This window comes from Candidatus Zixiibacteriota bacterium (assembly GCA_036480375.1).
Lineage (GTDB): Bacteria > Zixibacteria > MSB-5A5 > GN15 > JAAZOE01 > JAZGGI01.
Genome location: JAZGGI010000038.1, coordinates 50375 through 63757 on the forward strand (window position 1 = coordinate 50375; position 13383 = coordinate 63757).

At 43.4% G+C, this 13383-nt stretch carries 13 protein-coding genes; 3 read left to right on the top strand and 10 right to left on the bottom strand.

Annotated elements, in window-relative coordinates:
* Positions 1 to 8: 8 nt before the first annotated feature.
* The 10 genes from V3V99_12295 to V3V99_12340 all read right to left on the bottom strand — a co-directional run bounded on the left by V3V99_12295 (position 9) and on the right by V3V99_12340 (position 9525).
* Positions 9 to 1226 carry a DUF6754 domain-containing protein gene (locus tag V3V99_12295; GenBank protein MEE9443436.1) on the bottom strand — a complete coding sequence of 406 codons (1218 nt, stop codon included), beginning with the start codon at positions 1224 to 1226 and terminating at the stop codon, positions 9 to 11.
* A 37-nt stretch (positions 1227 to 1263) separates the two neighbouring features.
* Positions 1264 to 2076, bottom strand: coding sequence for a hypothetical protein (locus V3V99_12300; GenBank protein ID MEE9443437.1), 813 nt, complete (start codon positions 2074 to 2076; stop codon positions 1264 to 1266).
* The gene (locus V3V99_12305; protein MEE9443438.1) at positions 2069 to 2986 is read right to left on the bottom strand and encodes a hypothetical protein; all 918 of its coding nucleotides are present in this window, start codon (positions 2984 to 2986) and stop codon (positions 2069 to 2071) included. The genes V3V99_12300 and V3V99_12305 overlap by 8 nt, the downstream gene beginning before the upstream one ends.
* Entirely contained in the window at positions 2979 to 3653 is a 675-nt protein-coding gene (locus tag V3V99_12310) for a hypothetical protein (GenBank protein MEE9443439.1), read from the bottom strand. The genes V3V99_12305 and V3V99_12310 overlap by 8 nt, the downstream gene beginning before the upstream one ends.
* Positions 3654 to 3671: 18 nt before the next feature.
* Positions 3672 to 4886 carry a fibronectin type III domain-containing protein gene (locus tag V3V99_12315; protein ID MEE9443440.1) on the bottom strand — a complete coding sequence of 405 codons (1215 nt, stop codon included), beginning with the start codon at positions 4884 to 4886 and terminating at the stop codon, positions 3672 to 3674.
* On the bottom strand, positions 4886 to 5515 hold the full coding sequence (locus V3V99_12320) for a hypothetical protein (GenBank protein MEE9443441.1): 630 nt from the start codon (positions 5513 to 5515) through the stop codon (positions 4886 to 4888). Before V3V99_12320 ends, V3V99_12315 begins: the two co-directional genes overlap by 1 nt.
* Positions 5512 to 6510 carry a hypothetical protein gene (locus V3V99_12325; GenBank protein ID MEE9443442.1) on the bottom strand — a complete coding sequence of 333 codons (999 nt, stop codon included), beginning with the start codon at positions 6508 to 6510 and terminating at the stop codon, positions 5512 to 5514. Before V3V99_12325 ends, V3V99_12320 begins: the two co-directional genes overlap by 4 nt.
* Positions 6510 to 7157, bottom strand: coding sequence for a hypothetical protein (locus tag V3V99_12330; GenBank protein MEE9443443.1), 648 nt, complete (start codon positions 7155 to 7157; stop codon positions 6510 to 6512). The genes V3V99_12325 and V3V99_12330 overlap by 1 nt, the downstream gene beginning before the upstream one ends.
* A 27-nt stretch (positions 7158 to 7184) precedes the next feature.
* Entirely contained in the window at positions 7185 to 8444 is a 1260-nt protein-coding gene (locus V3V99_12335; GenBank protein MEE9443444.1) for a fibronectin type III domain-containing protein, read from the bottom strand.
* 307 nt (positions 8445 to 8751) lie between these two features.
* Positions 8752 to 9525 (bottom strand): DUF4097 family beta strand repeat-containing protein, encoded by a 774-nt coding sequence (locus V3V99_12340; GenBank protein ID MEE9443445.1) that lies wholly within the window; start codon positions 9523 to 9525, stop codon positions 8752 to 8754.
* A gap of 171 nt (positions 9526 to 9696) precedes the next feature.
* Between V3V99_12340 and V3V99_12345 the strand changes: the two genes are divergently transcribed.
* The 3 genes from V3V99_12345 (at position 9697) to V3V99_12355 (ending at position 13088) form a co-directional block, all read left to right on the top strand.
* On the top strand, positions 9697 to 10167 hold the full coding sequence (locus V3V99_12345; GenBank protein ID MEE9443446.1) for a DinB family protein: 471 nt from the start codon (positions 9697 to 9699) through the stop codon (positions 10165 to 10167).
* 634 nt (positions 10168 to 10801) lie between these two features.
* Complete coding sequence (locus V3V99_12350) at positions 10802 to 11947, top strand: GHMP kinase (GenBank protein ID MEE9443447.1); 1146 nt, start codon at positions 10802 to 10804, stop codon at positions 11945 to 11947.
* A 1-nt stretch (position 11948) separates the two neighbouring features.
* Entirely contained in the window at positions 11949 to 13088 is a 1140-nt protein-coding gene (locus tag V3V99_12355) for a hypothetical protein (protein ID MEE9443448.1), read from the top strand.
* Positions 13089 to 13383 lie beyond the last annotated feature (295 nt).

The following is a 13383-nucleotide window of genomic DNA, read 5'->3' on the forward strand; positions in this document are numbered from 1 at the left end:
GTATCCTCCTAATTACCGACCGTAAAAAGGTTCATGAAGCCGTCCCAGTTGAATATAGCCGCGATGACTCCCAGTAATATGCTGATAATAACCAGAGCTTTGCAGTAGTCCTGACCTTTCAGAGAACCGAGCAAAATCGGTTCGCGACCGAGATACGCCGAAGCGGCATATAGCTCCTCACCGATAAGAGTATAATCGCAGGCAACGACAAAAAACGGAATCTGGGTCACTTCATCGGTACCGGCAATTTGAATTGACCCCGTTGCCGATCCGGTTTCGGCCAGGATGAGAGATTCGGCGTAAAACTTGCCGAGATAAAAATTCGTCGCTGGCTTTTCTCGAATCATGATTCCGTTGACACCGCCAACGTATGCGAACTGCTGATTAGTAACGAAGAAAACATCGTCTTCATGGTAAGCATCGGGGCGTCCGGCATCATAGTATGCTGTCTTAACCGTTTCCTGCGCGACCGTCATAACGATGGGATCATAACAGGGAACAATCAGAGACGTCTGATATTCGGCGACTTTTTTGGCCACACGGCTCAGGATGGTAAACGACGCGATAGTCGCGACGTCAGCGGCAGTACCCAATCCCAAGACATAGAGAATCGGTTTGCCCATTTCCGTAGCACGACCAATCGCCTCGTCAACAGCATCAATTCCCGCCAGTGGGCGTACATATAATTCCGCGCCGGCCCGTGCTTTCTGGATAAAAAATAACGTAAAGACTGTAAACAGAATTACAGCGGCGGCAACAGGCGTTTTACCCCAGTTGTAAAGCTGGCCCACGGCCCGTACCGGTCCAAAAACTTCAGATTCAGCATTACCGTTTTTATGCAGGGTGACTACTTTATACCAAAAATCTTTTTCTCTTGGGAAATAGTCCTGATTATCGGATTCTTTGACACCGCTATCCCGCTCCGACATCGTTCCCCGCGGGATAGAATCTTTTCGAATCTCATAAGGTCCATCCGGTGATTCCGCCCGCAAAATACGATAACCAGCAAAATCTAAATTTCCCTCAACATCATCGGCCGACAAATCCCATTGCAACGATATTGAATGACCATTGTCATTGGGAGTATCAAACGCGCTTAAATTAGTGGGCGGCGCCGGAGGTACGGATTCGACAACGCCATCGGGCTCCGTTTCATCCTGACCCCATCCGGCGATAGGAATTACCAGAAGCACCATGATAAACAGTAAAAACTTGTTTTTCATCATAACTCCACTCATTATCTATCTTATCTTAATTTGTCTTCTATTGAATCAGTCCCAGCCAGTCATCGAGCAAAAACGTCAGGCGTCCGACCAGTAGCGAAATTCGTCCCATCACCGTATATCCGAAAGAAGCGCCAAAGGTTACCATCAGAATCCATATCCCAAAACGAGAACCAACACCAAAAGCCCCTTTATGCTCTTTGCTGAAGTAGAAATATATTATTCCACAGAATACACCCACGAAAATCACGAGATTGCTTAGCATTCCCACTAATTGACCGGACGCCGAGAGAGAAAGATTTGAGAAGAAATGACCAAAGCCCTGCCACTGGACAAACAATGGCATAAAGGTCGATGAAATCTGTGATATAAAATCCGATCTTAAAAATCGCGGCAAATTCAAACCGGCCGTAGTGCCAACGATAAAGGCCAGGGCCCATCTTGATATCCAGCCGCCTTTGGGAGACAATCGCATCAGCAGGATAATTCCCAGCGCCGGCGGAATTAAATAATGCGGATGAAATCCCGCGTACGGAACCTCAAACCAATTACTCAATGTCTCCGATACGCGCGGAAATAAATTCCCTACCAGAGTCGTCCAGAAACCGAGACACATCCAATAAGCGGCCGAAACGCCAACATAAAGATGCTCCGCGAATTTATAAAAGGGATTGTCCTTATAAAGAAATGACATCACTGCCAGTGTCAAAAATGCCGCAAAGGTTACCCAGAATGCCGACGCCAACGATTCAAATGTCGATGTCCCCTCCGGTACGCCGGACATCCTGGAAATCAGGCTGATAATAAATAATACCGCCACAACCGCGACTACAATAACAGGTCCTTTACGCATCGATATTTTTCCTTCGGCTGCGGAAGTATGAAATATTTCCTATTATGATAAAAGCCATGACAACTATATGCGCCATCGTCTGCGGCCCCATCATTTTCAAAGCGGTCGCTTCGGAATCCTGAAATTGAGGATACCTTTGTCTTAACTCCGATTCATATTCGGCGGCTCCCTTAACTCCTCCCAAAAGTCCGATCGCTTGTTTGGGATAATAAGGATATATCTGCGGAGCCACAACTGCCGCTAATCCCGGCGCTACCGGAACATTTCCGGGATCACCGATAAATAATATCCATTCTTTTGGCCCCGGAAAACCGCCTCCGATAGGTAAAATCAAATCCATGTTGGTCGCTGACTTAACACCTTCAAAGATTGGCAATTCAGATAATTCGGTATTATTGTCATCGGTCGGATACATTTTCTGGAAATCGGTAACGATGACATTCAACACGCCGACTCCACCGGCCTTAAAACTGAGCGACGTATAATCGGTGCCGTAAACCGCATCGGGAAATTCCGGTTTTAAAACTTCCTCAATGCTCTCGATCATAAGAGCATGTCCGGTAGCCCAGAGCGTCATCAAATATAGTTTATGGCCTTTGGCCATACAATGCCTGACAAACGAGTTCGCCATCGGGCCTACTTCAGGTTTCATCGCCGGATCATAATCAAAAGACAGCAAAACTCTTGATCCCGGCGGCATATTTTCTATTTTATCAAAAACAGCCCTGACGATTGGTGTGGGACTTTCCTTAAATTCAATATTGAAAAGGATCGCGAAGGCGACGGATAAAAATATAAACAGGAAAATTACACGTCGGTCTATATCTCGACCCTTAAGGGAATAAATCAGGATGATCAATAAACCAATCAGAACTCCGACTATGGATATTATCGAGCCGATATTAGTCATTATCACTCCCGAGATAGGTTCGTTCCATTCCTAATATCAACCTGAGTGACATCGACACTACGCCCAGTCCAACACCGATTAAGATCGCCCTCTGCCCGGCCAAATTTGGACCGTTCATGATCCAAACGGCCAAATTTGGAATTTGCAGAACGGAAAACGACTCGGGAATCCAGCCGGTAAGAGCCATCCCCAGGGGTGTTCGTCCCAATAGAATTATAAATGCCGCAATGAGAAGTATTGTGGCTTCTCGATTCTTGGCGCGAAATGCCCGATAAGAGGCCGATGCGACAAAAAACGCCAGGAGAGAGTACATTGTAGCCGATAGCGGAGCAATAACATTATCAAAAATAATTTTTAATACCGTTCCTTCGGCAATAACCGAAGTGGCGATGTTTTCGCCGCCGACTTTTAGCATGCCGAAAACTAAAGTCAGGAAAAAACCGGTCAGGGTTACGATTGAAAACCCCCAGTCGGGGCGTTTACGATACACTTTTATTATATGAATGCGAACCAAATTACCGCCGCCGAGAAAAAACGCGAAAACCGCTATTATATCAAAGAAAAGTGAGAAATCTTCGCCTATGGTCTGGGCCATAGGGAAAAAGACCGAAAGGATCAAAACAATTCCAACGACAGATGTTATAATGACCGGTATTATGCGTTTCATTTGTTAATACTTACTCCGCTAATTAGTGGCAAATATCGCGTCTAACACATCCAGAAGCCATTGCATTGATTCAAGATCCCAGGCGTTAGCTAAAGTAATCGCCATTGTCCCCAGTAATATGCCGCACATTGCTACAATTTTTCCAATATCCTGACCTTTTAAAGATCCTAATTGCTTGGGATCTCCGGATAGATAGGCCGATGCGGCGAATAATTCCTCGCCAATTAGAGTATAATCGCAAGCTGCGACAAAAAACGGCAACTGGGCCGGACGAGCGGTTCCGGCGATTTGAATCGCTCCAATACTATTCCCGGTTTCAGCCAGAATCAAAGATTCGGCAAAAAAGGCTCCCAGATATAAACAGGTGGCCGGCTTTTCCCGAACCATAATTCCATTAACCGCAGCGACATAACCAAACTGTTCATCAGTAATATACTGAACCATGTCGTCGCTATAACCGTCGGGACGACCGGCAGACGTATACGCCTCTTTGATAGTCTCTCTTGCCGAAGTCATCACCAGCGAGCGAGAGACAGGCATCCTGATTTTGCTATCGTAGTCGGCAACAACTCGGGCAACTCGCCCCAAAATAGTTATCCCCGCCAACGTCTGGACATCATCCATATCCTGAATGCCGGCTATGAACAGAATCGGGCGTCCCATTTCGGTCGCGCGACCAACCGCCTCTTCTATAGCTTCCAAACCACCGATTTTTCTGATAAACAGTTTACGGCCGCTTTTAACTGACATAATAAAACCGATGACCGCCCCGCATACGACAATGGCCATAATAAAAATATTCAATTGATTAAAATTGAAAAATTCCCACGCCGCCGCGGCGGGTTGTGACGCTTCCGAAAAAACTTCACCGGCAGAATTATACGCGGCTACTTTATATTGATAAAGGATATCGTTTTCTAATTCCTCATCGGCATAAGATGTTTGGCCGGGTATTAAATCGGAAACATGCTCAAAATCAGTGTTCGCTCGTGAACGATAGAGTTTATAACCGAGGATATTGGCCGGATCATCCGGGGATTTAACCCAGGTTATGTTTAATATTCCTCCGGCGTCATATACAGCGTTTTGGGCAGATACATTAGTCGCAGGCATTGGCAAAGCAACAGCCGTTGAATCAGAGGACTCATCAACAACCGTCACTTCTTCGGCGAAAATCGCGGAAGAGGTAAAGATGAATAATACAATTGCCAGTGCGATTAAGATTTTATTCATTACGGAAGCATTCCAAGCCATCTATCAAATAGAAAATCAAGTCTTCCCAACATCAACGACATACGGCTCATAACCGTATATCCGAATGAAGCGCCGAAGGTGACCATCAAAAACCAGATACCGACTTTCGCGGTCACTCCAAACAATCCTTTATGCTCTTTACTGAAGAAAAAGTAAACCAGGCCGGAACAGACTCCGACAATAATTATCAAATTGTTTATAAAGAGACCTGCCCCGCCGCCAAAAAGAGGTACAATTGTTGCTGAAACCTGCTGCATAGCGTTAGAGACAAAGTACATCATCATATATAAACCGGCCGTCGCTCCGACTATGAAGGCAAGGGGCCAGCGGGCTACCCAGCCAATTTTGTCAAAAAGGCGGGCCAGCATAAGGACTCCCAGAATAAGGCCAAACCAGGGATAAATCAAAGGATCTGCCGCAAAAATGGTTTGTTCAAGAAATTTCTTATACATCATATCCCAAAAATAGACGGCAAACCAATAACCCGCCGATGCGCCAACAAATATCGCCTCACTAACTTTGTAGAATACGTTGTCCTTATATAGGAAAGAGATTATGCCCAAAGTCAAAAGCGCAGCCACCCAAACACCAAATATCTCCCAGCTCATGACCTTTTCTCCTTCTTTTTCTTATCGCGAAGATAGGCAACATTACCAATTATTATAAAGCCGATCACCACGACATGCGCAAACGATTGAGACAATAAGAACGTAGTTGCCTTACCCGTATATTCGGTTAACAATTCAAATTCAGCCGCACCGGACATACCTCCCATTAATCCGACTAATTGGCCGGAATTGACATAAGGATAAGCCATTGGAGCCTGAACCGCCGTATTCCCGGCTCCCATTGTCAGATTAAACCGATCAACCGCCAATTGGACCCACTCAATCGTCCCCGGTTTTCCGGCTGAAAGATTGATCGAATAATCTATATTTGTAAAATTCGAGACGTTACGCACTAATGGAATCGAATCGTAGGCGTGTCCATTGATATCGCGAGGGAATGTTGCCCGAATCGATTCCCCCATGCGCAGAATAACGAATTCATTCCCGGATTGAAAACCGAGATTGCAATAATCAATACCATCAATTTTCTGTTCTCGCCAATCGGGGTTTTCTAAAAATGCAGCCTCAATCGCAAGCTGTGCCTGCTGCGGACCCATTGGCCATAACCCCATGATAATCAACTTCAGATCATGCTCGAAAGCATATTTCATCAAGGATTCCGCCATCGGTTGTAATTCGGGCGCGGAAGGGGGATCATAATCAAAAGAGACCAGCACGGTCGAACCAGGCTGTAAGGCGGCAAGTCCATCAAAAACGCCCCGAACTTCATCTGAAACCTGAATGGGAAGGTCAAATTGCATAAAAAACGGCACAAGCAACGCAATTCCAATCAATAAAAATACTATCCGACGTTGAACATATTTCCCCTGTAAAGTTCTGATAAGCATCAAAACAAAAATCAATACCATCACGATCATTATGATGTATGTGACCGTGGGCGAAAACTGAATCGGTTCCTTTATTACAAAGTAACAGACAAGAAAAAAGATAGCGATCAGAACCGTTGCAATAATTTCTTTCATCCTGATATTCATCAGTCACCCCCCAGATACGATCGTTCAAGCCCGATAATAATCCGCAGAGAGTTGGAAATCAATCCGAGGGCAATACCTATCATAATTGCCCGCTGTCCGGCGGTATTAAGAACATTCATAGTCCAGTTAGCCCATTGAGACATTTGATATTCATAAGGAAGCCATGACGTAATAAGATCCCCGACCGGAACCCGTCCAAGCATCACAAAAAACGCGGCCAAAAGTAATAAAGTCGCTTCAAAATTACGAGCCCTGAAAGCCCGATAAGATGCTGAAGCCACAAAAAACGCCAGCAGAGCAAACATTGTTGATGACAACGGGGTATAAACATTGATATAAAGCCAGTCAAAAGCCGTACCGGAATTTCGGAATTCTATCCCGCCCGCAAATCCGGCAATAGCGACAATCAAAAACGAGATTATAATTATGACGGAGTAAGGCCAATCAGGACGCTTTCGGAAAATTTTTATAGTCGAAATCTTAAGCAGATTCAGCGCACCCAACCAGATTGCAAAAGCGGCCACAATTAAGAACCAATCGGTAAACCATTTCTCAAACTCATAAAATGGCCAATGCGGTATGAAATATGATATAACATACGCAACACCGACTACAAAGGTTATTATCAGGGGTATTTCTCGTCTCATCAAAAATCCCTTATATTTTCTATTTCGTTAATGGGCGGCAAACCACCCTGAGATATTCCATTCCGGATTAAGCGCCAACAGGATCACACCAACTATAATCGCTGTCAGACATAGCACCTTGCCCACATCCTGACCTTTAAGCGATCCCAGCAGTTTTGGCTCACCGGTCAGATATGCCGATGCCGCAAAAAGCTCCTCACCTATCAAAGTGTAGTCGCAGGCAGCAACAAAAAACGGTAATTGTGCCGGCATAGCCGTACCCGCTATTTGAATAGCGCCAATACTATTGCCGGTTTCAGCCATAATAAGCGATTCCGCGAAGAAAGTGCCGATCAGGAAAATAGTCGCCGGTTTTTCACGCACAAAAAGCCCGTCAATAGCGGCAGCATATCCAAACTGATCGTCGGTAAGATATCTGACCTGATCTTCAATAAAGGAATCCGGGCGACCGGCTTTGCTGTATGCTTCTTTGACGACCTCTTTGGCCGTGACCATAACCATAGAACGGCAAACCGGTACGTCGATACGGGTATCATTTTCGGCGGCAATCGTCGCAACCCTTCCCAAAATTGACATACTGGCAAGGGTTTGAACATCATCCATATCATGAATGCCCGGAACATAATATATTGAACGCCCCATTTCTGTGGCACGCCCGACAGCATTCTCCACTTCTTCAATACCGGCAATTTTTCGGATATAAAATTTCTTTCCGCTTTTGGCCGCAAAGATAAAATAGATGATTGAGGATGACAGCAATATCGTACCGATGAAAATTACCAGCCGGCTCATATTGAACCATTGAGAAACAGATTTCACCGGACCGATCACCGCTGATTCACTCGCCGTTGTCCATAAAACGTTCCCATCTGATTTGACAAAATTCACGGCAACGATCTTGTAATAATATTCCGTAGCAGTAGGCGCCTGAAAATCAGTAAACGTAGTATTCCCTTGCGGAGTACTGCCAAGCTCGGAGAATTCTCCATCCGGCGACGTACTGCGTAATATCTTGTATTCCATGACATTGCCGCCTTCATAGTCATCCGGCGACTTTTCCCAGTTGACTACGATGGCATCGCCCTTATCATTTTCATTGTCATAGGCATTAATTTCAAAAGCGGGTTGCGGTGTCCGTTCCCTCAAAAACAGTGAATCATATGCCGGTTGCGTGAGAGTATCTGTAACTGATTCAGTTGATTCGGATTGCGCTAAAATTTTGGGTGAAAAAAGTAAGATTGAGAACAGAACCGCATATAAAGAAAAAACACTAAGTCGTTTAAGCATAACGATTCCTTATTATTGTGCCGCCTAAAATACCCCTTATGATACGGGTCATGTGAAAATCTGGCTCTATACTAAGACGATTGACACACAATTGCGTTCAATCGTTTTGGATTAGATTCACACCATTTTAGTGCGTCAGACATTGCGGATAATGTACACCCGACTTAAATTCAAGTCAAGCCAAATATGTGCGAAAGTAGATAGTCAAATTTCTCGGTATAAAACCAATACGAAATTAATCTTTGGTATTATGCAAAACACCAATCCCATCGGTGTGAACAGTAATTAGAATCGGCTCAATTAAAATTTATCTATAAACCTTTCCCTCAACGTTGGTAATATGACGGCTTCCCGATGAATCATCCTCGACGTCAACATCCTGAGTGACATCATCAATTCTGATATCGCCCGATCCGTCGCTGACGGTGACACTGCCGTCAACTCTTCGCACGCGAATATCTCCCGAGCCGTCATCAATTTCGATGTCGCCCGTGACGACATTTATCCTGATATCCCCGGAACCATCGTCAAGGTCAATATCCCCGGTTATATCCTCCATCTCAATTTCACCCGAACCGTCATTGATACGAATGTTGCCGCCAATATCAAAAAGACCAATCTCGCCGGAACCGTCTTCAATATCTACATCGCCGTTTACTTTTTGAATCGCGATTAATCCCGAACCGTCTTCAATATCCAACTCCATTTCGATCGGTACCTGAATCGTTAAGTCAATTAAAGCGCGGGTGGCAATCCGTCTGAAAAATCCACCGCCGTCATAATCAAAATGGCTGGTTAACTTCGCGTAATTACCTTTGTCTTCCAATTCCAAATCCATATAATCATCGATAAATTCATCAATATCTTCGTCGTCAATGCCCTTGATTACAATCCGAGCCTCGACTTCAATCGTTTTCAATCCTTCCACGCCTTTGATTTCAAGATATCCGGCTCCGCAATTAATGCGCAGACGTTCGATCTTACTCGCGTCCAGAGACAGCGTTTGAGTATCTTTGTAAATGGCCAATGCGGGAACCGATAACAGAATCAGAACGATGACTAAAAATGAAATTGCCCTCATGACACCTCCCTATTTTATTTTCAATTATCTTTATTCCTTTACGATACAGGCGCCGGATAAGTTTCCGAATAACTATAAAATCTCTAAATCAATTTTCACAATCAGTCTTTTGTTTCCCCTTTGAATTGATTATAATGACTGCAGGCCAATCAAATCGACCGGGATCGCTAAATGTCAGAAAAATCATGTCTCCTGAAAGAAGAACAAATCGAGCTGTGGCGCAAATATATCAGACCCAATATTAATGAATCTTTGCGATTAACTCCTGACGACAGGCTCGATTGGGCGCCGGCCGAAGGGATGATGACTCTGGGCCAGGTTTTCGTTCATATTGCCGAAACGTCCGACTGGTGGTACGATGAAGTGATGAAGAAAAACATCAGCGTCGAGTTGACCAACAAGACAATAGAGGATAAAAAAGAAGTCTCGACGCATCTCGAGGCGCACTGGAATCGGATGGAACGTTTTTTCTCTGAGCCCCGGGAAGCCCTGGAGAAACTATACAGCTTCACCCACAAAGGCAAAACCTTTACCTTTTCAGGCAACTGGATTTTTACGCATTTACTGGAGCACGACAGCCATCACCGCAGCCAGATCCATCAATACCTGCGCATCCTGGACATCACCCCACCGAAGGTGTGAGGAAATTGGTTTTGTAGCAGTAGGTCAATTCCGTCCTACTTTTTGTATGACAAACGGGCTCATGCCAAAATCACTATTGTAGGGACAACTCGATAGTTGTCCTGACATAGCTACAACCGTCATCATTGACCTCAAAATGGGTTTGTTTCCTCAGAATAACGTTTTGGGTCATATCAAACCGGTGTTAATTACGACATAACAAATCCATATTCATTGTCTTTCCAGCGAAAGCTGGAATCCATGCCCAACAGACCAGTAGGTCGAAACCCCTGCGGTTTCGACAAAAACAGGCCCCCGCCTGTCTTGAGAGGGCAGGCTTGCCTGGTTGTGCCCAGCGTAACCGGACGGGGTGTGTTCCATTTAATAGATTTCTCCAAATCATCTTACATATGCGGATAATTTCGGAAATTACGTCAGATTAGTTGAATAAATGTAAATGCTCATTGCGGCAATCCACCCGAAAAATCGCTCCGCTTATTTTTCGGGTGGGCCACAGGGCCGATAAAATAGCCAAAACGATATTGATTTCTTATTACTTATTTTATATATTGATACTGGTTAAACATTTTTTAGAGAATGTTGGTCGGTAAGAATCGATCGTAATATTTATTAGTTCTATAAAACACGAGAAAATATGGAAAATAATTTATATAATCGTCTTCTAAAGGCCAAAGAAAATAGTTCATTGCCCACAGTGATTGCATATAATCGTATTGATGGTCCAGGATCAAGTTTAGATTTATGGGAATTTCAGCACGCATTTGGATCCATCCCGATAATCCCGAAAGATTTTGAATCAAACAAGGCAATGATATGGACGAAAATACTCCCTCGAACAATTGGCATTACAATAAATACTGGGACAAGAATACATGCTGAGCCCTTGGAATCAGGTCGAATTGGTGTACAATCCATAGAATACGGTACAGATGTCTTCGGCCGCCAAGGGGAAATTATCCCGGTAAGGGAAAATTGGCTTCTAAAAATAATTGAGCATTTTAATATTTCTGGCGTTAAATTTGTTTTACACAATCTGCGTCCGGGTATAAAATCTGCTGGTCTGGGAGGGTCCGCTACTGCCACGACCGGAGTGTGTATATTAGCCAATGAATTGGCATGCAGGCCTCTTAGTGATATTCAAATTATTTCCATGGCATCAAGGATTGAACAGGAATATGGGGTGAGTATTACCGGTACGCAAGAGCAGTCGAATGTAATATTTGGAGGAATTACCGATTATGTATGGTTTCCCTGGGGCATACCTGGTCATTCCGAAAGCGGATATGGAATATCGTTGAGAACAAAACTGTTATCCGCCGAAGATTTTCCATTGTTGAAAAAGAGGATGGCAATATTCCATTCAGGGACAACTAGGGCAAGTTCTAATATTAATTCCATCTGGCTAAAAGCACTTTTAACCAATAAAGGATATAGCCTACACCGCTCAAAAATAGAGATAGCCTATGAGTTTAGAGAAGCTATCAGATTAAAAAAATGGGATGAGATAGCTCTATGTATCAAAAGATATCAGCAAATCCGCACGAAACTCTCGCCGGATTATTTAAATGGTGCACGGGAAATACACGGTTTTGCGGAAAAAAATAATTGCGTTATTTTCCCTTTAGGAGCTGGCGGAGGGGGAAGCGTTCTCGTATATGGCCCTAATCCTAATTCATTGAAAAAACTCCGAGGGGAATTTAATGGTGTATATCGTGAAATTGATTTTGAAATACTCGAAAAAGGGCACGAATTGATAAATCTACCCCTTGTGGAGGAATAAAATGGAATTCAAAGTTCTCGATTGGAATGTGGGTGGTGCGAAGTTTCTCGAAGAAAAAAAACGGAACAAACGGGAAGAATATAGAAATAAACTAAATGCCGCCTTAAGAACATTGATTTCCCGACCCAGGCAAGCTTTAGAACCAGACGTGATTACATTACAGGAAATTGTGCGATACAAAGAACCTGATTCAAAAAAAGCAAATGCGGTTCCAGATCCCAATAGTGTCGCCATTGATCTGATAGACCCGCCAAAAGGATATAATTATTTTCCCTCTATATTAATTGATTCTTATCTTTTATCCCCAAAAGCAAAATGGAATAAAATTTTAAAGGATAGTGACTGGCACAAGAATACGTATTTTGCCCAAGGGAATGCCATGTTGATAAAAAAGGGAACACCGATGTTTCCAATATGGGATTTATCAAATCTGATCCAATTAAAGAAAAATAAATCTGAAGCGAGATTTATTGAGAAAGTTCACTTGGAATCGGGATTGTACTTCGGCGATCGAAACACGGAGCCAAGAGCCGCTTTGGTAATGCATTTGATATATGATCCTGAAGTTGAAAATGGAGTTAGTATTAAGGATCGTAAGCCATTAGATATTTTTGTAATCAACATGCACTTAACAACACTAATGATGGAAAGGGAGGGGATTCCTGAAATAGATTCTCTTGCCAGAGATATTAGAATTGGCCAACTCGAAATTATATTTAATGGCATTATATCAAGATATAATGTTTGGAGACAACAAGGATTTCCAGAGCGAGGCGAACGTCGTAAGGAGAGTACATGGGAAACTTTTGATAGATATTCCCCCCTATGGATACTTTCTGGGGATTTTAACTTTACAGAAGAATCTGAGGAATATCAATATATTAAAAGAAGGAATTTTATCGATACAGTTAGGGCAGAGAGGAAAAAATCTAGATTCGGAAATGGTACAAAGGCAAAGGGATTTGGTGTCGATCCGACCTTAACTTTGGATTATATATTTGCCGGGCCCAAATTTATTTCATTGCATCCATTAATTGCCGATATGGAGTTTTATGACAACCGTATAATCCATGACCATGATGTTAGGGTATCTGATCATTATCCAACAGTATCATATATACCATTAACTTCGCCCCTATAAAATAATTTTGACTAACTCACAGCTTGGTGTGAGTTAGCCAAAAATTACTTCTATAGTTTATATTATGCAACAAATATAATCAATCTTCATTCCCACCACAAAATCACCATTGATTCCTGTAACAACCATTTAGATGAAAACAAGTAAACACTTAACCGGAGAGGCATCAAGAGGTGGTCCTGGTTTGTTGGACAGTTTGACGGCTGATTTAAGGTGTATTCGGTTTGGTTGATTATGCCGCCATGTTGTCAAGATATACCTCCATCGGTGTTTTGTCATCAAAAAAGGAATGCGG

Coding starts and splice junctions, on each gene's coding strand:
- V3V99_12295 (MEE9443436.1), bottom strand. CDS start 1,226: ATGATGAAAAACAAGTTTTTACTGTTTATCATGGTGCTTCTGGTAATT.
- V3V99_12300 (MEE9443437.1), bottom strand. CDS start 2,076: ATGCGTAAAGGACCTGTTATTGTAGTCGCGGTTGTGGCGGTATTATTT.
- V3V99_12305 (MEE9443438.1), bottom strand. CDS start 2,986: ATGACTAATATCGGCTCGATAATATCCATAGTCGGAGTTCTGATTGGT.
- V3V99_12310 (MEE9443439.1), bottom strand. CDS start 3,653: ATGAAACGCATAATACCGGTCATTATAACATCTGTCGTTGGAATTGTT.
- V3V99_12315 (MEE9443440.1), bottom strand. CDS start 4,886: ATGAATAAAATCTTAATCGCACTGGCAATTGTATTATTCATCTTTACC.
- V3V99_12320 (MEE9443441.1), bottom strand. CDS start 5,515: ATGAGCTGGGAGATATTTGGTGTTTGGGTGGCTGCGCTTTTGACTTTG.
- V3V99_12325 (MEE9443442.1), bottom strand. CDS start 6,510: ATGAATATCAGGATGAAAGAAATTATTGCAACGGTTCTGATCGCTATC.
- V3V99_12330 (MEE9443443.1), bottom strand. CDS start 7,157: ATGAGACGAGAAATACCCCTGATAATAACCTTTGTAGTCGGTGTTGCG.
- V3V99_12335 (MEE9443444.1), bottom strand. CDS start 8,444: ATGCTTAAACGACTTAGTGTTTTTTCTTTATATGCGGTTCTGTTCTCA.
- V3V99_12340 (MEE9443445.1), bottom strand. CDS start 9,525: ATGAGGGCAATTTCATTTTTAGTCATCGTTCTGATTCTGTTATCGGTT.
- V3V99_12345 (MEE9443446.1), top strand. CDS start 9,697: ATGTCAGAAAAATCATGTCTCCTGAAAGAAGAACAAATCGAGCTGTGG.
- V3V99_12350 (MEE9443447.1), top strand. CDS start 10,802: ATGGAAAATAATTTATATAATCGTCTTCTAAAGGCCAAAGAAAATAGT.
- V3V99_12355 (MEE9443448.1), top strand. CDS start 11,949: ATGGAATTCAAAGTTCTCGATTGGAATGTGGGTGGTGCGAAGTTTCTC.